Source organism: Mobilicoccus massiliensis, from assembly GCF_000826525.2.
In the GTDB taxonomy this organism is placed as follows: Bacteria; Actinomycetota; Actinomycetes; order Actinomycetales; family Dermatophilaceae; genus Mobilicoccus; species Mobilicoccus massiliensis.
This window is the reverse complement of sequence record NZ_LN651331.1, coordinates 93,124-113,992: the sequence shown is the minus strand read 5'-3', so window position 1 is coordinate 113,992 and position 20,869 is coordinate 93,124. Positions and strand designations below refer to the sequence as shown.

The following is a 20,869-nucleotide window of genomic DNA, read 5'->3' as shown; positions in this document are numbered from 1 at the left end:
CCGAGACTATCGGGCGTCGTGGGCGGCCCCGGCACGCGTTCGCATGGCGAAAGTGCGGAGCTGCTCGTGCCGGGGCAGTTCACCCCTTCGCTCACGAGCGGTGGTGGCGTCCGAGGATACGGGCCGTCGCGATCGCCGCCGTGGCCGCCTCGTGCCCCTTGGACTCTTTGCTGCCGGGCAGACCCGCCCGGTCGAGGGCCTGCTGCTCGTCATCGCACGTGAGCACCCCGAACCCGACCGGCGTGCCGGTCTCGACGGCGACCTGGGTGAGGCCCATGGTCGCGGCCTGGCACACGTAGTCGAAGTGCGGCGTGCCCCCGCGGATGACGACGCCGAGGGCGATCACCGCGTCGTGGTCCTCGGTGAGGGCGCGCACGACGACCGGCAGTTCGAAGCTGCCCGGTACGCGCACGACCTCGACGTCGTCGCAGCCGGCCTCGTCCAGCGCCTGCTGCGCGCCGGCGATGAGGCCGTCCATGACCTGCGTGTGCCAGGAGGAGGCGACGATCGCGACCTGCAGGCCGCTGCCGTCGACCTCGATGGAGGGGGATCCTGCGCCGCTCATGCGTTCCGTCCTTCGGGTGGAATCGTGGGGATGGTGGGAATCGAGGAAACCGTGGGGGTGGCCGTCACGCCGGAGGTGAGATCGGAGGGCGTGTCCGGCACGAGCGGCGCCTGCGGTACACCGCCGTCGACGAGGTCGTCGGCCGCGAAGAGGTGGCGCATCCGGTCGGCCTTGGTGCGCAGGTAGCGCACGTTGTCGGCGTGGACGTCGGTGTGCAGACGCCTGGTCGTCACGTCGGCGAGCCCGAGGTCGGCGAGTCCCTCGGCCTTCGCCGGGTTGTTCGTGAGGAGCTGGAGCCGTTCGACGCCGAGGTCGGCGAGGATCGCGGCCGCGGCGCCGTACTCCCGCGCGTCGATCGGCAGGCCGAGCCGGGTCTGGGCCTCGACCGTGTCGGCACCCGCGTCCTGCAACTCGTAGGCCGACAGCTTGGCGAGGAGCCCGACCCCGCGTCCCTCGTGCCCACGCAGGTAGACGATCACCCCGCCCTCGTCGGCGACGATGCGTCGAGCGGCCCGAAGCTGTGGGCCGCAGTCGCAACGCCGCGAGCCGAACGCGTCGCCGGTGAGGCACTCCGAGTGCACCCGGGCGAGCACCCGGCCGTCGGGCTGCCCGTCGACACGCAGGCCGCGCGGGCTGACGAGCGCGACGTGCTCGTCCCCGGTCACCAGGTCGCGATACCCGAGCATCGAGAACACGCCGTCGTCGGTGGGCAGGCGCGTCGTCGCCGTGCGCACCACCCGGTCGTGGCGGGCGCGGTGGGCGGCGAGCTGCTCGATGGTGATGACCGGCAGCCCGGTTCGCGCGCCGAGAGCGAGCACGGCGGGCGCGCGCATCATCGTGCCGTCGTCGTGGACCAGCTCGGCGATGGCGCCCACCGGTGGCAGCCCGGCGAGGCGGCAGAGGTCGACGGTCGCCTCGGTGTGACCGGGCCGGGTGAGCACCCCGCCGGCACGGGCGCGCAGGGGCACGACGTGGCCTGGGCGGACGAGATCGCCGGGGCCGCTGGCCGGATCGCCGAGGATCCGCACCGTGCTCGCCCGGTCGGCGGCGCTGATACCGGTCGTCACGCCGACGGCCGCGTCGCAGGTCACGGTGTACGCCGTGCGCAGGCGGTCCTCGTTCTGCGCCACCATGGGCGGCAGGTCGAGCCGGTCGGCGTACTCCTCGGGCATCGGCGCGCACACGTAGCCGGAGCTGTGCCGGATCAACCACGCCATCCACGCGTCGGTCAGCGTGGCGGCGGCGACGATGACGTCCCCTTCGTTCTCGCGGCCCTCGTCGTCGAGGACGAGCACGGGGCGGCCGGCGCGCAACGCCTCGAGCGCCTCCTCGATGCTCGCGAACCCACCGGCGGCGTCGAACGGCTTCTCGGTCACGGTCATGCGTCTGCTCCCTTGCGATCGACCACGGTTCGCGCCGCGGTCCTGCTCTCCTGCGCCGCCGCGCGCTTCCACACGACGAACCCGTACACGACGAGGGCCCCGTAGACGGCGTACAGCACCGCCGAGGGGTAGTAGTGCGATACCCACAACAACGGAACTCCCACCAGGTCGACCGCGATCCACGCCAGCCAGAAGTCCGTCCAGCCCCGCGCCATCGCGTACGTGGCGAGGATCGAGCCGACGAAGATCCACGCGTCGGCCCAGTGGTACCAGCGTGGGGCGGGCCACCCGGCGCCGATCTCGGCGAAGGCCCACTGGGAGAGGAGGATCCCGACCGCGGCGATGAGCAGGTAGCGGGTGCGCTCGCTCGCAGTGGCCCAGCGCGGGGTGATGGCCGGGGCGTCGGGGGCACGCCCGCGCCGGCTCCGGTCCCACCGCCACCAGCCGTAGACGCTCGTGATGATGAAGAACACCTGCCGGAAGGCCTGCCCGTACAACGGATGCCGGCCGTCGGGCAGCGCGAAGGCCGCCCCGATGAAGACCGTGAACAGCAGGGCGTTGCCGACGATCCCGACCGGCCAGGCCCATACCCGCCGCCGCAGGCCTCCGATGGCCGAGGCGAACCCGAAGAGGTTGCCGACGATCTCCCGCCAGTACAGCGGGTAGCCGGCCACGTCGATCGACGCGTCGAACAGGCGCAGGAGCTGGTCGGTCATGCCCGGGGCTCCTCGCGCGAGACTTTGTCGGCCGACGGTGTGACCGGGCGGGTGGCGGCATCGGCGAACAGACGCTCGACGTACTTGGCGAGGACGTCGACCTCGAGGTTGACGACGTCGCCGACGGCGAGCGTGCCGAGGATCGTGCGCTCCAGCGTCGTCGGGATGAGGCTCACGGTGAACGTGCCCTCTCCCACCGAGGCGACGGTGAGCGACACCCCGTCGATCGTGATCGAGCCCTTCTCGACGACGTACCGGGCGAGTGCGGGCGGCAGGTCGAACTCGAGGACCTCCCACCGATCCCCCGGCGCACGGGCCCGCAACGTCGTCGTCCCGTCGACGTGACCCTGAACGAGGTGGCCACCGAACCTGCCGTCCGCGGCCATCGCGCGCTCGAGGTTGACCGGAGATCCGACCTCCAGCGCACCGAGACTGCTGCGACGCAGGGTCTCGGCCATGACGTCGACGGAGAAGGCCTCAGCGTCGTGTTCGACGACCGTGAGGCACACCCCGTTGACGGCGATCGAGGCCCCGTGCTCGGCGTCGGTGACGACCAGGGGGCCCTCGATCCGCAGGACGGCCGAGTCGGCGCCGTGCTCGATCGCGGCCACCCGGCCGAGCTCCTCGACGATTCCGGTGAACATGTCAGGACCTTCCTTCGGGGTGTCCGGGATGCGATAGCGCGCCGCTCGTCGCGGTCTCCCGCGGGTCGTGGTACGCCCGGTCGCCGGCAGGGCGCGGCAGAGGTGCGGCGACGAGGCGGACGTCGTCGCCGACGAGCCGGACGTCGGTGATGCGCAGCCGGGTTGTCTCGGCGATCGTCGTGATGCCGAGATCGCCGACTGCCGCCGGCCCGGCGCCGAGCAGCGCGGGGGCGAGGTAGGCGACGATCTCGTCCACGACGCCCGAGCGCAGGAACGCCGCCGCGAGCGTCGCCCCTCCTTCGAGGAGGACGTGCCGCACGCCGTGGGTACGCAGCTCGGCGAGCGCGGCGTCCGGGTCTCGGGTGGGCAGGAACAGGGTCGGGGCGGAGCCGTCGCGCAGACGAGCGGTTCTCGGCAGTTCCTCGCACCGCTCCCCCATGACGACCCGCAACGGTTGCGCACCCGTCGTGCGGCCGTCGGAGTCCCGCACCGTGAGGGCCGGGTCGTCGGCGAAGGCGGTCCCGGTGCCGACGAGGACGGCGCCGACGCGAGAGCGCAACTCGTGCACGTCGTGCCGAGCGGCCTCGCCGGTGATCCACCGGCTCGTGCCGTCTGCGGCGGCGGTGCGCCCGTCGAGGGTCGAGGCGACCTTCCACGTGACGAAGGGGCGCCCGGTGCGCATCGTGTGCAGCCATTCGCGGTTGAGGGCCTCGGCCTCGGCGTCGAGCAGGCCGGTGCGGGTCTCGACGCCGGCCGCACGCAACCGGACCAGTCCTCCGCTCGCGACGGGGTTGGGGTCGGAACCCGCGACGACGACGCGCGCGACCCCTGCATGGATCAGAGCGGCCGAACACGCCGGAGTGCGGCCCACGTGGTCGCAGGGTTCGAGGGTGACGTAGCACGTACCGCCGCGGGCACGCTCGCCCGCCTGCTCCAGGCCGACGGCCTCGGCGTGCGGGGTTCCCGCGCCACGGTGGAACCCGACGCCGGCGACCTCGCCGGCAGCGTCGAGCACGACGGCCCCGACACAGGGATTCGGGTCGGCGAGCGGACCCTGCGCGGCCAACTCGAGAGCACGACGCATGAACGCCTCGTCACGCGTCGCCGACTCCCGCGCGGCACGTGCGTCGTCCATCCGGCCTCCTACCCGAGCTCCTCCGGGGACGGAGTACGGGGAGGCCACGACAGGGTGCGGGCGAGACGGGACGCCGACGGCAGCCCTGCCACGCGCGAACACCCGCGCGACGTGCGCCTCCCATCCGGACTTTCACCGTCGGTCCTGGAGTTCCACCAGGTCAACCGGCCGGTCCCCTCCCGAACGGGAGCGTCACCGACGCGGGTCGCGGACTGTCACCGCCGGCTCGGAATTACACCGACCCCGGAGCACGTGCCGCAAGTATGCCACGCGCCCCCACCGCGCTCCGGGCCGCGGTGCGTGCGCTGGCAGGACCCGCGGGCCCGCTCACCCCGGCCTCGTTTGCACACGCGACGCTCAGATGGCCCGGGGCCGGCCGAAAGGTGGGCGTGCCATCCGATCCCGTGCCCGCGCCCGCGCCCGCCACACCCGGCCTGCTGGGGGTCCTCCCGCGCGGCCAGCAGCTGACCGAGCGGGAGTTCTCCCAACGTCACCGCGTCATCACCGCGCTGCTGTACCTGCAGTTGCCGATCATCCTGCTCGTCGCGGCATTGTCGGGCCACCTCGGCCACGCCGTGCTCTGGGTGCTGCTGCTCGTCATCGCCGTGCTGGGGATCGCCTCGACGCGAGTCGGCTCGCAGCCCGTGCGCGCCACGCTCATGGGCGTCGCCATGCTCATCGCGTGCTCGATGCTGCTGCACGTCGGTGGCGGGTCGACGCACCTGCACATCTGGTTCTACGTCGTCTTCGCCGCCGTCGCGCTGTACCAGATGTGGATGCCGTTCATCGTTGCCGTGCTCTTCGTCGCGGTGCACCACATCGTGATGAGCCTGCTCAGCCCGACGATGGTCTTCTCCGACGCGGCCGCGCAGCAGAACCCGCTGCCCTACGCCCTGCTCCACGCCGTGTTCCTCCTCGCCGAGGCCGCGGCCCTCGCCTACGGCTGGAAGTTCACCGCCGACGCCCAGGACGCCCGCCGTGCCGAGCAGGAGCGCAACGAACTCGTCCTCGCCGAGCAGATGGCGGCCCAGGAGCAGCTCGCCGCCGAGCGGCGACGCCAGGCCGACGAGTCGGACCGCCGACTGCAGGAGCGCGAGGAGCGCGCCCGCGCGGCCGAGACGAGCGTCGAGCGTCTCCACGAGATCGACGCGCGGCTGCGCCAGGATCTCGAGCACGCCCTCGGCATCTTCGACGGCCTCGCCCGCTCGACCAGCGACATCGTCGGCGCCTCCGAGTCCGCGAGCACGACCGTGGACGCCGCGCGGGAGCGCGCGAACACCGTCACCGACGTCATCGACCGGATGCGTCGCACGATCCAGGACATCGACTCCATCGCCTCCGCCATCGAGGGCGTCGCCGAGCAGACGAACCTCCTCGCGCTCAACGCGACCATCGAGGCCGCCCGCGCCGGAGAGGCGGGCAAGGGATTCGCCGTCGTCGCCGGTGAGGTCAAGGACCTCGCCGGGGAGACGACGAAGGCGACCGAACAGATCCGTCAGGTCCTCGAGACCGTGCACGGCGACGTCGGCGACGTCGCCTCCGCCATCGAGGGCATCAACGAGGTCATGGACGAGGTCGTCACCTCACAGCGCTCGATCGCGACGACCGTCGAGGGCCAGGGCAAGGCGTCCGCCGACGGGCGCGCCGCCGTGGAGGACGTCTCGACGCAGGCGCGCGAGATGTCGACCGAGATCGAACGGCTCGTCGCCACCCGCTGACGCGCGTCCCAGGCGGAGGCGTCTCCGAAGCGGAGGCGCTTCCGTGGCGGAGGCGCGTCCGTGGCGAGGCGCGTCAGTGGCCGTGGCCGGTGACGAGCCGACGCAGCTGCTCGATGTTGTTCGCCGCGCCCTCGGCGTTGAAGACGGCCGATCCGGCCACGAAGACGTCGGCCCCGGCGTCGGCGCACTGCTCGATGGTCGAGGCGGAGACGCCGCCGTCGACCTGGATCCAGACCTCGCCGCCGTGTCGCCGGACGGACTCTCGCACCGCGGCGACCTTGGGCATCATGTCGGCCATGAACGTCTGGCCGCCGAACCCGGGCTCGACGGTCATGACGAGCACCATGTCGAGCTCCGGAAGCAACTCCTCGTAGGGCTCCCACGGCGTCGCCGGCTTGAGCGCCATGCTCGCGCGAGCGCCCTGAGCGCGGATCTCGCGGGCGAGCGTGCGCGGGTCCGCGGCGGCCTCGACGTGGAACGTCACCGACTTCGCCCCCGCCTCCGCATACGGCGGCGCCCAACGGTCGGGGTCCTCGATCATGAGATGGCAGTCGATCGGCACCGGGCTCACCGCGAGCAGCGACTCCACCACCGGCAGCCCGAGCGTGAGGTTGGGCACGAAGTGGTTGTCCATGACGTCCACGTGCGCCCAATCGGCGGTCGAGATGGCGTCGAGCTCGGACTCGAGGTTGGCGAAGTCGGCGGCCAGGATGCTGGGAGAGATCTGCACGAACCGAGGGTATCGCCGGCGTGCGGTCATGCGGTCATGCGGGCACGCGGGCACGCGGGCCTGCGGTCATGCAGGCATGCGGTCATGCAGGCATGCAGGCATGCGGGCGGGCATGCAGGCACACGAGCGCTCTCGGGCAGTCGAGCGCGTGGGGCACACGGGTGCGTTGGGCACACGGCGCCTTGGCACACGAGCGCTCCGACCTCACGAGCGACACCGGCACACCGGTGACACGCCGACAGCCGCCGCCACCGGCCGCCCTGCGTGTGGGAAGTACACACGACGGGGCCGGCCGGTGACGGCGGCTGCCGAAGACGGGTCAGCTCGACTCGAGCACGCTGCGCGTCACGGCGTTCTGCTCGGTGAGCACGCCGGAGATGATGTTCTGCGCATCGTTGATGCGCTCGACGGTCTCGGCGACCTGCTGCAGGGCCGAGACGACGGAGCCGGCGTCGGTCTGGATGGCCGAGACCTTCTCGTCGACCTCCTCGGTGGCCTTCGCGGTCTCGCGGGCGAGGTCCTTGACCTCGTTGGCGACGACGGCGAATCCTTTACCGGCGTCGCCGGCGCGGGCGGCCTCGATGGTCGCGTTGAGCGCGAGGAGGTTGGTCTGCTCGGCGATGCTCGTGATGACCTTGACGACGTTGCCGATCTCGACGCTGCTCGTGTTGAGGCGGCCGACGATGACACTCGCGTCCTGGGTGAGGCGCTGGGCGTCGTTGGCGACGGCCGTGGCGTCGAGCACGTTCTTCTCGACCTCGGTGATCGAGCTCATGAGCTCCTCACCGGCGTTCCGGGTGCGGGCGGTCGCGCGGTTGCGGTCGACCGCGCTGGAGAGCACGAGCGCCGTGTTGCGCAGGGCGTTCTCGCGGTCCTTGGTGAGGACGAGCTCGCGTGTGGAGAAGAAGTCGATGGTGCCGACGATCTGCCCGGCGACGACGATGGGCATCGAGACACCGGACTTGACGCCCGCGCGCTGGGCGGCGGGGGCGCGCACGCAGTCGGTGACGACGCCGATGTCGGGCTCGAAGACGAGATCCCGGCTCGACCAGGTGCGGCCGGCGAGGCCGACGCCCTCGGCGAACGACGCCGCGCGGGTGACCTCGCGGAACTCCTCGCCGGCGCTGCCCGACTCCATCGAGTTGCGCAGCACGCGTTCGTTCTCGTCGATGAGCCAGTAGGAGCCGTACTCCCAGCCGAACTCGGCCCGGATCGTGTCGAGGGCGATGCGAACGGCCTCCTCCTCGCTGCGCGCATCGTTGACGCGCTTGACGACCTCGTTGATGGCCGCCATGTCCTTGTCGGTCTCCTTGCGCCGATCGGCCTGCAGCACGCGCTCGATCGCCTGGGAGACGAGCTTGCCCACGGCCGACAGCACCGTGAGGCGTACGGGGCCGGGAGTGTGCTCGGGGTCGGCCATGAAGTCCATGGTGCCGACGACCTCACCCTCCTGGATGAGCGGCATGGCGACCGCCGACAGCACCCCACTGCGCGAGGCGACGGGGGCGCGGACGCAGTCGGTGACCTGCGCCAGGTCGTCGGCGAAGATGAGCTTGCCGCCCGACCAGGCGCGACCGGCGAGACCGACACCGCGCGCGAACGACGCCTCCTGCGTCACCCGACGAAACTTCGGACCGACCTGGCCGGACTCCGAGCGGAACGTGAGAACCGTCGAGCCGGGCTGGATCCACCAGCAGGAGGCGTACTGCATGTGGAACGCGTCCCGCACGATGTCCATCGCCGTCTGCAGCACCTCGTCGACCGACCCCGCCTGGGAGGTGCGGTCGGCCACCAGTTCCAGGGCCTCGACGTAGTGGGCCAGCTCGTCGTCCTTCGACATTCCGCCGGAGGCCAGTGCCTCGTCTCGGGTTCGCAGTAGTCGCATTGATTCTCTCCGCCTCGTGTACCGGACCCGCACCTCGTGGGCGCGGTCGACGGAGTGTCGGCGGATCTACCGCGCTGACCACCTATCGGCAGGAGGCAGGGTTATTTGACCGGTCGACCAAGTCACTCGGCGTTGCGCCGAATCAACGCGAGAAACATTGCGTCAGTAGCGTGCACGTGGGGCCAGAGTTGCGCAAAAGGCCGGTTCTCGGCGCGTTGAGGCAGTCGTGTGGCGTCGATCACCACGTCCCGGAGGAAGGCATTCGCGTCGAGCAGTTGGACGTCGTCACGATCCCGGAGCACCCGTTCGACGACCTGACGGGTCTCCGCGTCGTGCGGGCTGCACGTGGCGTAGCCGAGCACGCCACCCGGCCGTAGGGCGTCGAGCCCGGAGGCGAGCAACTCCTCCTGGAGGGCGATGAGATCGGCGACGTCGGCAGGTGTGCGCCGCCAGCGGGCGTCCGGACGACGACGCAGCGCGCCGAGCCCGGTGCATGGCGCGTCGAGCAGCACGAGATCGAACGAGGCCGGCTCCTCGGCGCCGATCGTGCGGCCGTCGCCCACGCCGACGAACACCTCGGCGCCGGCGTCCATCGCGGCTCCGACGGCGGATTCGACGAGGTCGGCTCGGTGCTCGCCGATCTCGTTGCAGAACAACGTCGCCCCGCGAGGAATCGCGAGGGCTGCGAGCAACGCGGCCTTGCCGCCCGGGCCGGCGCACAGATCGAGCCAGCGTGCCGCCTCGGCGGGAGGTGCGGTGCTGGGCGTTGTCGTGGCGGCGGCGATGCTCGCGTCGTAGGCCGCGACCAGCGCGAGCACGAGGAGCTGCGAGCCCTCGTCCTGCACCGCGGCCCGGCCCTCGCGGACGGCGGGGAGTCGACCCGGGTCACCGCCGCTCTTGAGGATCGCGCCGACGGGCGAGAGCGCGCCCGGTCGTGCACCGGCGTCGAGCAATTCGTCGAGTTCGGCCAGGCCCGGCCGGGCGACGAGGGTGACGTCGGCCGGGGTGTTGTCGGCCTCGAGAAGTTCGAGCAGGTCGGCGTCCACCGAGTCGGTCGTGCTCACCCCGTCGGCCAGCAGAGCCTGGCGCAGGGCTCGGACGATCCACACCGGATGGCTGTAGGCGACGGCCACGTCGTCGAGATTCAGTGGGCCGGGCGGTGCCGCGCTCGCGTCCGGGGTCGTCGGCGATTCGGGTGCCCCGGCCGGGTCGAGATTCGTCGAGGACGCGACCTCCGCGACCGAGGACGTCGTCCCGGCCGCAACCGGTGATGTGTCGGTCGGCGTCCACGTCGTGCCGGTCGGTGACGAGGCCGTATCGGTCGGTGACGAGGTCGTGTCGGCCGGCGGTGGCGCGGTGGGGGCGACGATCGCGAGCCACTCGTCGAGGGACTTCTCGCTGATCCGTCGGAGCACGGCGTTGGTGAACGCGGAGGCTCCCGCGCCGACCGTGCCCCGGGCGAGGCCGACCGTCGCGTCGACGGCCGCGTGGGCGGGTACCCGCATGCCGAGCAACTGGTGGGCCCCCAGGCGGAGTACGTCGAGCACGGGCGGATCGATCCGCTCCAGGGGGCGTCCGGCGCACTGCGCGATGATCGCGTCGTAGCGTCCGCGCAGGCGGGTCACGCCGTAGACGAGCTCGGTGGCGAACGCGGCGTCACGAGCGTCGAGTCGAGCGCCGCGCAGTCGTTGGGGCAGATCGAGATTGGCGTAAGCCCCATCGGCCACGGCTCGCAGAGTGTCGTAGGCGAGCCGCCGCGCCGGATCGCCGTGCCGCCCCCGCTCGGAGGGGCGCTGTGCCGAGCGTCGCCCCGGCTCGCTGCGCCGGGCCTGCCCCCCGTGACGGATGCGGCCGGTCCCCTCCCGCTCGCCCCGGCGTTCCGGCCGCGGCCTGCCGCCACGGTCGTCGGCGCCCGGACCACGTCCGGTGCCTTCTCGTCCCCTGCGGGGAGCGTCATGACGACGCCCCCGTCCCGCGTCACGCCGGCCGACCTCGCCGGAGTCGTCGCGGCGAGCATCGTGGCGGCGAGGATCGTCATCGCGACGGGCGTCGTCGTCGTGACGGACGTTGTCATCGCGGGCGCCGTCTTCGCGGCGGCTCCCCGCGTCGTCATGGCGTTCACCCCCGCGGTGGTGCATCTCACCCCGGCCGGGTCCCTGAGCGTCACCCCCGCCTTGACCTCGGCCGGGTTCGTCGCGGGATTCGGGCCGTGGCTCGGGGCGTTCGGCGTCACTCATCGTCGGTCTCCTCATCGAACCTCTGGCCGTCGACGCGGGCTCCTCGCGCCCAGTCGGCCGCCGCCATCGCCTTCTTGCCCTGCGGCTGGACCTGCACGAGTTCGACCGCGCCGTCACCGGTTTCGACGTGCACGGAGGATCGCCCGGCCCGGATCCGCCCCGGCTGCAGCCCGTCGTCCACGACGCCCTGAACTGCCCCCGGAACGGGGTCGATCCGGAGGATCTTGACGGGGGCACCGTGCAGCGTCGTCCACGCCCCGGGGGCCGGGGTGCATCCGCGCACGAGGTTGCGGACGCGGCCGGAGTCGGCCCGCCAGTCGATCCGCGCGTCGTCGCGGGTGAGCTTGGGGGCCAGGGTCGGTGTGCCCGTCTGGGGGGTGGGTCGCGCGGTGCCGTCCTCGAGAGCGTCGAGCGAGCGGAGGAGCACCTGAGCACCCGAGGTCGCGAGCCGGTCGAGCAGCTCGCCGGCCGTCTCGTCGTCGCCGACGTCGACCGCGAGCGTGTCGATGACCGGGCCGGTGTCGAGGCCCTCCTCGAGGACGAACGTGCTCGCACCCGTGCGCGTGTCGCCGGCGATGAGCGCGTGCTGCACGGGCGCGGCGCCACGCCAGGCGGGCAGCAGCGAGAAGTGGAGGTTGATCCACCCGTGTCTCGGGATGTCGAGTGCGGCGCGCGGTACGAGGTTGCCGTACGCGACGACCGGCGCCGCGTCGGGCGCGATGGCGGAGAGGCGGTCGAGGAACTCCGGATCGCGGACCGTGGTCGGCGTGAGCACCTCGATGCCCGCCTCGAGGGCTCGCTGCTTGACCGGGCTGGGGCGCAGGCCGCGTCCTCGGCCGGCCCGCGCATCGGGGCGTGTGACGACCGCCGCGACGTCGTGCCGAGAGTCGAGAAGTGTCTCCAGGGAGGGCAGCGCCACCTCGGGAGTACCGGCGAACACGAGACGCATCAGCGGCTCCCCCCTCGCGGCCGCTCGTCGTGCGGGCTGCTCTTGACGACGGTCTCGCCCGCCCATTCGGCCGAGCGGATGATCTTCAACGCCCGCCGGCGCTCGTCGCTGTCGAGCCGGTCGATGAACAGCACCCCGTCGAGGTGGTCGGTCTCGTGCTGGAAGCACTGGGCGAGCAACGTGCTGCCCTCGATGCGCACCGGTTCGCCGTGCTGGTCGAAGCCGCGTGCGACGGCCCGCGGCGCGCGCGGCGCGAGGGCGGTGAGACCGGGGATCGACAGACACCCCTCGTCGGTCTCCTCGAGCTCGCCGTCGAGGGCGAGGACGGGGTTGACGACGTGACCGAGCACGCCGTCGACGTGGTAGGTGAACACGCGCAGACCGATCCCGATCTGAGGTGCCGCGAGGCCCACCCCCGGAGCGTCGAGCATCGTGGCCGTGAGGTCGGCGACCAGCCCGCGCAGTTCGGCGTCGAAGTCGACCACCTCGCTCGCCCGGGTGCGCAACACCGGGTCTCCGATGCGGCGGATGTCGAGGATCGTCACGAGCGTGCCTCCGTAGGGACGAGCGGCGGGTGAGAACAGTCGGTACTGCGGGCGGGGCGCGAGCAGGAGCGCACGGGCGGCGTCGGCCCCGCGGCGGCGTGCCCTCGCGGCCTCGGAGAGCCGCGATCGCACGCCGTGAAACCGGTGGCCGCCCGAGTGCTCACGCGCCGGATGGTTCGCACGGCGGTCTCGAGACCGTCGGCCCGGGATCGGCCGGAGCAGCCGGCCCCGCGAGCGTCCCCGCCCTGATCCGGGCCGGGCGATCAGTCTATTCACGTCACGTCGGCCACCCCCAGCCGGACCGACGCGGCCTCCCTGTCCTTGCGGGCGCTGCGGGTGCGCCGCACCGCGCCGAGCGCCGCGATGGCCTCGGCCGCTCGGTCCCACGACACGCGCAGCAGCAGGTGTGCCTCCTCGCCGACGGGGATCGGCCCGAGCCGCTCGACCGGCGTCTCGCCGTGGTCACGCATCGCCGCCACCATGTCGTCGCCGAAGCCGCGGACCGCGGGCAGGCTGCCGGTGACCCGTGCCATCCAGACCGCCGGGGGCAGCGTGAGCTCGGCGCGTTCGGCGAGCTCACGGCGTGCGAACCACTCCGGTGCCCACCGCACGAGGGCCTCGACCACGGGCAGGGGATGGTGCAGCGGGGCTCCGGCGAGCACGACGACGCCCCCGTCGGCCGCGTCGCGGGTGAGGGCGGCCGCGGTGAGCCAGCGTCGCAGCGCCTCCTCCCCCGCGTCGAGGGCCGGCCGGTCGATGCTCGCCCACGCGTCGAGCAGCAGTGTGGCCGCGTAGCCGCCCTCGGCGTAGGGTTCGGCCCCCGGAGTCGCGATGACGAGCGCCGGCCGACCGTCGACGACGTCGATGACCTCGGGAGCGCCGGAGGTGCGCACGGGTGTGCCGGGGAACGCGCGACCGAGTTCCTCGGCGGTGCGGTGCGCCCCGACGACGCTGCTGCGCAGCCGGTGTGACCCGCACTGCGGGCACGTGTAATCGGTGGGCGTGCGGCCACACCAACGGCACGACGGCGCGGCGTCGGGGCCGGGCAGCGCGAGCGGCCCGTGACAGTGCGGGCAGCGGGCCGGAGCCCGGCAGGTCTGGCACGACAACGCGGGCAGGTATCCCCGCCGCGGCACCTGGACGAGCACCGGGCCGGAGTTCAAGGCGGCGTGCGCGGCGCGCCACGCCGCCGAGGGCAGGTGGGCGCGAGCACCGGGGCCGTCGCGTTCCTCGTCGTGGCCCTCGCCCACGACGTGGACCCGGGCCAGTGTTCGCCGCGCCGAGACGTCCGAGACGATCTCTCGGACCATCCCCTGTGCGACCCACTGCTCGACCGCGACCGACCTGGCGAACCCGCCCACGAGCAGCGCCGCCCCCGTCTGCTGTGCCCGTAGACGCAGCACGTCGCGCATGTGCGCGTAGGGCGCGCGGGGTTCGGCGTGCAGGTCGTCGCCGTCGTCCCACCAGGCGACGAGCCCCAGGTCGTGCACCGGCGCGTAGGCGGCCGCACGAGTGCCGACGACGCAGCGCACATGACCGCGGAGCACCGACAGCCACGCCGTGTAGCGCGCCTGGGGCCCCTGGTCGGCCGTGAGCCGCACGTGCCGACCCTTGCCGAGCGCCTCGGTGAGGGCTGCGTCGACGCGCGCGACGTCACGGTGATCGGGAACGACGACGAGCGCGCCGCGTCCCGAGAGGAGCGTGGCGGCGGCCGCGGCGGCGATGGCCGCCGGCCAGTCGAGGGCCGGGTCGGTGGTGGGCAGAGCCGACCACGCCGCCCACGGACCTTCACCGGCACCGATACGACGCAGAAAGCTCGGCCCGGCCGGGTAACGCTGCCACGGTGCGGGTTCGACGGCCGGCTCGCCCGCGGGGGCGGCCGGGGGTCGCGCGGTGAGGGCCTTCTCGGCCTGGGCGTGGCGTGGTGGCACCGCGAGTCGCAGGACGTCGGCGAGGGAGCCGGCGTGCGCGTCGGCGACCGCCCTGGCCAGTGTGGCGACCTCGGGGGTGAGCACGGGCTCGTGGCTCACCACACGGCGCAACGGCGACAGCGTGCCCGAGTGCTCGGCCCGCGGTCGGCGTTCGAGGATGAACCCGTCGACGTCGCGCCCCGAAAACCGGACCTTGACCCGCGACCCCGGCACCGCGTCCTCGTCGAGGTCGGGGGGAACCCGGTACTCGAATCCACGGTCCAGGTGCGGCAGTGGCACCTGAACGGCGACGAGCGCCACGGGTAGCTTCGGTGTCTCTCCGCTCTCGGGAGCGGGTGAGACCTCGTCCGTCACGAGCGCCTCTCCCGCCGCCGACGAGCCCGCGACCAGACGGGGGTTCCCCGCGCCGCCGGTTCCATCGCCCGGATCACCTCGCACGTCGTCCCCGGCAGGCCGGTCGGACGCTGCGCCCACCGACGCCGGGGCGGGCTCCATCTCGGCAGGCGAGAGTTCAGCCGGTGTTCCGGTCGCCTCGATCGGCGGGGTGGGCCCGGTGAAGATGGCGGGCACGGCGAGCAGCGCGTCCTGCGCATGGCGCTGGACGGCGCGGGCGCTGCTCACGTCGTCGGTCATGACTCATGTCTACCCCGCGCCCCCGACAACCCTTCGCAGGCGCCTCGTCGCGGGTCCGCCGTGCGCCGCAGGGGGTTGGGCGGTAGAAAAGTCCGCATGCGTGCTCCTCATGTGCTCGCCCTCGTGCTCGCCGGCGGCAAGGGCAGCCGCATGGACGTGCTCACCCGTGAGCGTCCCAAGCCGGTGCTTCCGTTCGCGGGCACGCACCGGCTCATCGACATTCCGCTGTCCAACCTGCGGCACAGTCGGATCGACGACGTCATCGTGTGCGCCCAGTACCACGCGTCGATGCTGGAGCGGGCCGTCGGCAACGGTCGGCCGTGGGATCTCGATCGCACGCGGGGCGGGCTGTTCGTGCTGGGCCCGGAGGAGGGCCGCGGTCCGGAGCGTTCGGGTTTCTCTCAGGGCAACGCCGACCTGCTGCGTCGGTCCCGGCACGAGATCAGGGCGGCGGATCCCGATGCCGTCCTCGTGTTGTCGTCCGATCACGTGTACGCGTTCGACTACAACGATCTCGTGCGCACCCACCTGGACTCCGGTGCCGACTGCACGCTGCTCACCTACGACCTGTCGAAGACGGAGGCCGTGCATCATGCGGTCCTCGACATCGCGGGCGACCCGGCCGAGCCCGGCGCTGTCGTGACGGGGGTGGAGTACAAGCCGTCGAGTCCGAGGTCGTCGATCGTCGCGACGGAGGTGTTCGTCTACGACCCCGACGTGTTGCAGCGCACCCTCGGCATCCTGCACGCGGATGACGAGAGTTCGGAGGCGGGTGACACCGGGCTCGGTGATTTCGGCGACAAGTTGCTGCCGTATCTCATCGAGCACGGCCGGGTCGTCTCGCACCCGTTGGAGGGGTACTGGCGTGATCTCGGGCGACCGGCGTCGTATCTGCGGGCCCACCGCGATCTCGTGGCGGGCCGCATGGACGTGTTCGATGATCGGCGGTGGCCGATCGTCGGTGTCAACCTCACCCGTCCGGGGGCGATCGTGCGAGAGAGCGGACAGATCGTCGACGGCGTCGTCTCTCCTGGTTGCGACGTGTCCGGGCGGGTGGTGCGCAGTGTCCTCGGCCCGGGTGTGGTCGTCGAGGAGGGGGCGGAGGTCGTGGACTCGGTGGTGTTCGAGGATGTGACGATCGGGCGCGGCGCGTTCGTGGGGACGGCGATCGTCGATCACCTGGTGACGATCGAGCCGGGTGCCCGCGTCGGTGTGGAGACGGGCCGGCGCCTCCCGACGGAGGACGACATCACGCTGGTCGGGCGAGAGAGCACGGTCGGTGGAGGCGCGGATCTCCCGGCCGGGAGCCGCTTGGAGCCAGGCGCCACGGCCTGAGCACGACGCCGAGACACCGACCCCGTGCACAGTGCGCGCCGCGCGAGACGCCGAGACACCCGCCACTTCCGCCGTCGTGTGTAAGAAAAAGGTCTCGACGTACGCGCGAAGTACGGACCACAAGGAGCAAAACGTCTGTCTCGGCACACGCGCGCAAAGCGCGGACACGAGCCGGCGACGGTTGCCTCGGCGCAGGAGCAACCCGACAGACCCACAGCGACCAACCGCGAGAACACGAATCCCCCGCTCCCGAGAAGCCGGAAACAGGGGATTCGTGTTCTCGCCGTCGATTCGAGCGAGCGAAGCGAGCTCTTGAATCGACGGAACCAAGAAAGCGCCGCGGCGAAGCCGCGTCCGAGCGGCCGTCGCTTCCGCCCCAGCGCGAAGCGCCGGGCGTAAGCGACGGCCGCAAACCGCGCGAAGCGAGGGGGGTATCAGCCCCCGATCGCCCGCTGCAACTCCTCGACTCGGTTGGTCTTTTCCCAAGTGAAGGGGTTGCTGATGCCGTCGGCGGTGCGGCGGCCGAAGTGGCCGTAGGCGGCGGTGGGCTGGTAGATGGGGCGGAGGAGGTCGAGTTCGTCGATGATGGCGGCGGGGCGCAGGTCGAAGACGTCGGTGATGGCCTTCTGGATGGCGTCGAGGGGGTGGTTCTCGGTGCCGAAGCATTCGACGTAGAGGCCGACGGGCTGGGCTTTGCCGATGGCGTAGGCGGTCTGGACCTCGCAGCGCTTGGCGAGGCCCGCGGCGACGACGTTCTTGGCGACCCAGCGGGTGGCGTAGGCGGCGGAGCGGTCGACCTTGGAGGGGTCCTTGCCGGAGAAGGCGCCGCCGCCGTGGCGGGCCATGCCGCCGTAGGTGTCGACGATGATCTTGCGGCCGGTGAGTCCGGCGTCGCCCATGGGGCCGCCGACGACGAACTTGCCGGTGGGGTTGACGAGGAGTCGGTAGTCGTCGAGGGCGAGGTCGACGCCGGAGTCGGCGAGTTCGGCGAGGACGGGCTTGACGATGAGCTTCTCGACGTCGGGCTGGAGGAGGGCCTCGAGGGAGACGTCCTCGGCGTGCTGGGTGGAGAGGACGACGGTGTCGAGGGAGACGGCCTTGTCGCCGTCGTAGCCGATGGTGACCTGGGTCTTGCCGTCGGGGCGCAGGTAGGCCATCTGGCCGGACTTGCGCACGGCGGTGAGGCGCTCGGCGAGGCGGTGCGCGAGGAAGATGGGCAGGGGCATGAGCTCGGGGGTCTCGTCGGTGGCGTATCCGAACATGAGGCCCTGGTCGCCGGCGCCCTGCTTGTCGAGGGGGTCGACGCCGCCGGTGCGGTTCTCGTAGGCGGTGTCGACGCCTTGGGCGATGTCACGGCTCTGTTCACCGATGGAGATCTCGACGCCGCAGGTCTTGCCGTCGAAGCCCTTGATGGAGCTGTCGTAGCCGATGCCGATGATGGTCTTGCGCACGAGGCTCGGGATGTCGACGTATCCGCTGGTCGCGACCTCTCCGGCGACGTGGACGAGGCCGGTGGTGACCATCGTCTCGACCGCCACGCGGGCGTGGGGGTCCTGGGTCAGCATCGCGTCGAGGATGGCGTCGGAGATCTGGTCGCAGATCTTGTCCGGGTGACCCTCGGTGACGGATTCGGAGGTGAACAGTCGGGACACGGGTGGGGGCTCCTCACTGGTGGTGACGACGCGGCCGGCCTGGTGGCGCGGCACGCCGGTGGTCGAGTCTACAAACGCGCGGGATCACCCGCGCAGGGCCTCTTCGACGGCGTCCCAGACGACGGCGGAGGCCTCGGCCTTGCTGGTGGGTCCGGCTTCGGCGAGGACGACGCCGCCGGGTCCGAGGACGTGGACGGTGGTGTCGTCGCGGCCGAAGGTGACGCCGACGCCGACCTCGTTGGCGACGAGAAGGTCGCAGCCCTTGCGGGCGAGTTTGGCGCGGGCGTGGTGAAGGACGTCGCCGGTGTCGTCTCCGGTCTCGGCGGCGAAACCGACGATGAGGGGTCGTCGGCGTGCTCCGCCCGTCTCGGCGGCAAGGGCGTCGCGGTCGCGGACGAGCCCGGCGAGGATGTCGGGGTTGCGCACGAGTTCGATGACCGGCGCGTCGTCGGGTTCGTCCTCCCCCGGCGCGCCCTGGGTCTTCTTGATCTTCGATTCGGCGTAGACGGCGGGCCGGAAGTCGGCGACGGCGGCGGCCATGACGACGACGTCGGCGTCGCGGGCGGCGTCGCGCATCGCCTCCTGCAGTTCGCGTGCGGTCTCGATGCGCACGATCTCGACCCCCTCGGGGTCGGGCAGTGACGCGCTGGTGACGAGCGTGACGCGGGCGCCTCGGGCGGCAGCCGCGGTGGCGAGGGCGTACCCCTGCTTGCCCGAGCTGCGGTTGCCGAGGTAGCGCACCGGGTCGAGCGGCTCCCTGGTGCCGCCCGCGCTGACGACGATCCGGCGGCCGCGCAGGTTCGAGGCTCCGCCGAGGTCGGTGAGGGGGCCGGCGCCGGGTTCGTCGGCGAGGGCGTGCGAGGTCTCCGCTCCGCCGGACCCCGTCGGCTCCTTCGGTGCGGCCGCGAGGATGCGCAGGCACTCCGCGTGGATGTCCTCGGGTTCGGGCAACCGGCCCGGGCCGGTGTCGGCGCCGGTGAGGCGCCCGGAGGCGGGATCGATGACGTGGACGCCCCGCTCGCGCAGGAGGTCGACGTTGGCTCGCGTGGCCGGGTGCTCCCACATCTCGGTGTGCATCGCGGGCGCGAACACCACCGGGCAGCGCGCGGTGAGCAGCACGTTGGTGAGCAGGTCGTCGGCGAGGCCGTGCGCGGCCCGAGCCATCAGGTCGGCCGTGGCGGGGGCGACGACGACGAGATCGGCCTCCTTGCCGAGGCGCACGTGCGGCACCTGCTCGACGCGGTCCCACACGCCGTCGGAGACCGGCCGGCCCGAGAGCGCCTCCCACGTCGGAGCACCGACGAAGCGCAGTGCGGCCGCGGTGGGCACGACGGTGACGTGGTCACCGGCCTCGGCGAACAGGCGCAACAACAGACACGCCTTGTATGCGGCGATACCCCCGCCGACGCCGAGCACGACCCGACGCCCGCCGGTGGTGGGTCGCACCGACGACGGCTCGTGCGAACGACCCGGCTCCGGCGAGGGCGTCGTGGTCACCGGTGTGGACCTCAGCCCTCGGTGGGGGTGGAGGTGAGCAGGCCGTCGTTGATCTCACGCAGGGCCACCGACAGCGGCTTCTCGTGGATCTCGGTCTCGACGAGGGGCCCGACGTACTCGAGCAGGCCCTCGGAGAGCTGGCTGTAGTACGCGTTGATCTGGCGCGCGCGCTTGGCGGCGTAGATGACGAGGGCGTACTTGGAGTCGGCGATCTCGAGGAGGTCGTCGATCGGGGGGTTGGTGATCCCCTCGGGAGCCGGAGCGGTGGCAGTCACGTGCGCAGTCTCGTTTCGTGTGGTCGTTCGGTGTGATCGGGCGGGCCGTCGCCCGCCGGGGCGTCCGGGACACTCGTTCCCGCGCCTCGCGGGCCGGGATCGGCCGCGACGTCCATCAATGATACGAGTTCACCGGCCGCACGCCGAACCTCGTCGTTGACGACGACGATGTCGAACTCGTCGGCCGCCGCGAGTTCGACCTTGGCGGTGGCGAGCCGGCGGGCCCGCTCGTCGGCGTCCTCGGTGCCGCGGCCCTCCAGGCGGCGCACGAGTTCGTCCCAACTCGGCGGCGCGAGAAAGACGAACAGCGCGTCGGGCATCGAGCGGCGCACCTGCCTCGCTCCCGCGAGGTCGATCTCGAGGAGCACCGGAGCGCCCTCGGCGAGCTTCTCCTCCACGGCCCGTCGCGGCGTGCCGTACCAGTTGCGGCCGTGCACGACCGCATATTCGAGGAACTCGCCGGCCCGGACCATGTCGGAGAAGGTGTCGGCGTCGAGGAACCGGTAGTGACGGCCGTCGATCTCACCGGGGCGAGGCGGGCGGGTGGTCGCGGAGACCGACAGCCACACCTCGGGGTGGTGTTCGCGGATGTACGAACTCACCGCGCCCTTGCCGACCGCCGTGGGACCGGCGAGGACGACGAGGCGACGCGGTGAGGGGGCGGGCTGGGCGATCACTCGGTGCCGAAGCGCTCCAGCAACGCCGCGATCTGGTTGGCGCCGAGGCCACGCACGCGCCGCGTCTCGGAGATGCCGACCTCGTCCATGATCTGACGGGCGCGCACCCGCCCGACGCCGGGCATGGACTCGAGCAGCGAGGAGACCTTCATCTTGCCGATGACGTCGTCCTTCTTGCCGTCGGCGATGACCTTCTTGAGGCTCGTCTCGCCGGTCTTGAGGGCGTTCTTGATCGAAGCCCGCTGGCGACGAGCCACGGCAGCCTTCTCGAGAGCCTCGGCGCGCTGCTCGGGTGTCAGCTGGGGAAGTGCCACGTTGTCTCCTCGGCGCGAAAAAGTAGTCGAACGGACGGCTGGTGTGTCA

At 72.1% G+C, this 20,869-nt stretch carries 18 protein-coding genes and 1 riboswitch; of the genes, 2 read left to right on the top strand and 16 right to left on the bottom strand.

Annotated elements, in window-relative coordinates:
• Positions 1-91: 91 nt before the first annotated feature.
• The 5 genes from ribH to ribD are packed head-to-tail and all read right to left on the bottom strand — an operon-like array spanning position 92 to position 4,442.
• Entirely contained in the window at positions 92-565 is a 474-nt protein-coding gene (gene ribH, locus BN1197_RS13420) for a 6,7-dimethyl-8-ribityllumazine synthase (RefSeq protein WP_040160553.1), read from the bottom strand.
• On the bottom strand, positions 562-1,947 hold the full coding sequence (gene ribB / locus BN1197_RS13415; protein WP_082043903.1) for a 3,4-dihydroxy-2-butanone-4-phosphate synthase: 1,386 nt from the start codon (positions 1,945-1,947) through the stop codon (positions 562-564). The genes ribH and ribB overlap by 4 nt, the downstream gene beginning before the upstream one ends.
• Complete coding sequence (gene pnuC, locus BN1197_RS13410) at positions 1,944-2,663, bottom strand: nicotinamide riboside transporter PnuC (protein WP_040160552.1); 720 nt, start codon at positions 2,661-2,663, stop codon at positions 1,944-1,946. The genes ribB and pnuC overlap by 4 nt, the downstream gene beginning before the upstream one ends.
• Positions 2,660-3,307 (bottom strand): riboflavin synthase, encoded by a 648-nt coding sequence (locus BN1197_RS13405; RefSeq protein ID WP_040160548.1) that lies wholly within the window; start codon positions 3,305-3,307, stop codon positions 2,660-2,662. Before BN1197_RS13405 ends, pnuC begins: the two co-directional genes overlap by 4 nt.
• A 1-nt stretch (position 3,308) precedes the next feature.
• A complete protein-coding gene (gene ribD / locus BN1197_RS13400) occupies positions 3,309-4,442 on the bottom strand; it encodes a bifunctional diaminohydroxyphosphoribosylaminopyrimidine deaminase/5-amino-6-(5-phosphoribosylamino)uracil reductase RibD (RefSeq protein ID WP_082043902.1) in 1,134 nt (377 codons plus the stop codon).
• Between the two features lie 108 nt (positions 4,443-4,550).
• A riboswitch (FMN riboswitch) is annotated at positions 4,551-4,697 on the bottom strand.
• Between the two features lie 134 nt (positions 4,698-4,831).
• On the opposite strand from ribD, the gene BN1197_RS17975 reads away from it, so the two are divergent.
• Entirely contained in the window at positions 4,832-6,160 is a 1,329-nt protein-coding gene (locus BN1197_RS17975; protein WP_176489765.1) for a methyl-accepting chemotaxis protein, read from the top strand.
• A gap of 73 nt (positions 6,161-6,233) precedes the next feature.
• Here BN1197_RS17975 and rpe read toward each other — a convergent pair whose 3' ends face one another.
• The 6 genes from rpe to BN1197_RS13365 form a co-directional block, all read right to left on the bottom strand.
• Positions 6,234-6,890, bottom strand: coding sequence for a ribulose-phosphate 3-epimerase (gene rpe, locus BN1197_RS13390; RefSeq protein WP_040161254.1), 657 nt, complete (start codon positions 6,888-6,890; stop codon positions 6,234-6,236).
• A 319-nt stretch (positions 6,891-7,209) separates the two neighbouring features.
• Entirely contained in the window at positions 7,210-8,775 is a 1,566-nt protein-coding gene (locus tag BN1197_RS13385) for a GAF domain-containing protein (RefSeq protein ID WP_040160543.1), read from the bottom strand.
• A 122-nt stretch (positions 8,776-8,897) separates the two neighbouring features.
• On the bottom strand, positions 8,898-10,622 hold the full coding sequence (locus BN1197_RS17570; protein WP_040161252.1) for an RsmB/NOP family class I SAM-dependent RNA methyltransferase: 1,725 nt from the start codon (positions 10,620-10,622) through the stop codon (positions 8,898-8,900).
• A gap of 382 nt (positions 10,623-11,004) precedes the next feature.
• Positions 11,005-11,961 (bottom strand): methionyl-tRNA formyltransferase, encoded by a 957-nt coding sequence (gene fmt / locus BN1197_RS13375; RefSeq protein ID WP_040160541.1) that lies wholly within the window; start codon positions 11,959-11,961, stop codon positions 11,005-11,007.
• Positions 11,961-12,638 (bottom strand): peptide deformylase, encoded by a 678-nt coding sequence (gene def / locus BN1197_RS13370; RefSeq protein ID WP_315969813.1) that lies wholly within the window; start codon positions 12,636-12,638, stop codon positions 11,961-11,963. Before def ends, fmt begins: the two co-directional genes overlap by 1 nt.
• 140 nt (positions 12,639-12,778) lie before the next feature.
• Positions 12,779-15,070: a primosomal protein N' gene (locus BN1197_RS13365; RefSeq protein ID WP_245851938.1), complete on the bottom strand. Its 2,292-nt coding sequence runs from the start codon at positions 15,068-15,070 to the stop codon at positions 12,779-12,781.
• A 96-nt stretch (positions 15,071-15,166) separates the two neighbouring features.
• Between BN1197_RS13365 and BN1197_RS13360 the strand changes: the two genes are divergently transcribed.
• Positions 15,167-16,405 (top strand): glucose-1-phosphate adenylyltransferase family protein, encoded by a 1,239-nt coding sequence (locus BN1197_RS13360; protein ID WP_040160538.1) that lies wholly within the window; start codon positions 15,167-15,169, stop codon positions 16,403-16,405.
• A 434-nt stretch (positions 16,406-16,839) separates the two neighbouring features.
• Here the strand turns inward: BN1197_RS13360 and metK are convergent, their stop codons facing one another.
• From metK to mihF, 5 genes are all read right to left on the bottom strand, one after another.
• Positions 16,840-18,057 carry a methionine adenosyltransferase gene (metK, locus tag BN1197_RS13355; protein ID WP_040161237.1) on the bottom strand — a complete coding sequence of 406 codons (1,218 nt, stop codon included), beginning with the start codon at positions 18,055-18,057 and terminating at the stop codon, positions 16,840-16,842.
• Positions 18,058-18,141: 84 nt separating this feature from the next.
• Positions 18,142-19,503 (bottom strand): bifunctional phosphopantothenoylcysteine decarboxylase/phosphopantothenate synthase, encoded by a 1,362-nt coding sequence (locus tag BN1197_RS13350; protein WP_040161235.1) that lies wholly within the window; start codon positions 19,501-19,503, stop codon positions 18,142-18,144.
• 62 nt (positions 19,504-19,565) lie between these two features.
• A complete protein-coding gene (gene rpoZ / locus BN1197_RS13345) occupies positions 19,566-19,829 on the bottom strand; it encodes a DNA-directed RNA polymerase subunit omega (protein WP_040160536.1) in 264 nt (87 codons plus the stop codon).
• Positions 19,826-20,506 carry a guanylate kinase gene (gene gmk, locus BN1197_RS13340; RefSeq protein ID WP_082043899.1) on the bottom strand — a complete coding sequence of 227 codons (681 nt, stop codon included), beginning with the start codon at positions 20,504-20,506 and terminating at the stop codon, positions 19,826-19,828. The genes rpoZ and gmk overlap by 4 nt, the downstream gene beginning before the upstream one ends.
• On the bottom strand, positions 20,503-20,820 hold the full coding sequence (gene mihF / locus BN1197_RS13335; protein ID WP_040160534.1) for an integration host factor, actinobacterial type: 318 nt from the start codon (positions 20,818-20,820) through the stop codon (positions 20,503-20,505). The genes gmk and mihF overlap by 4 nt, the downstream gene beginning before the upstream one ends.
• Between the last annotated feature and the right edge of the window lie 49 nt (positions 20,821-20,869).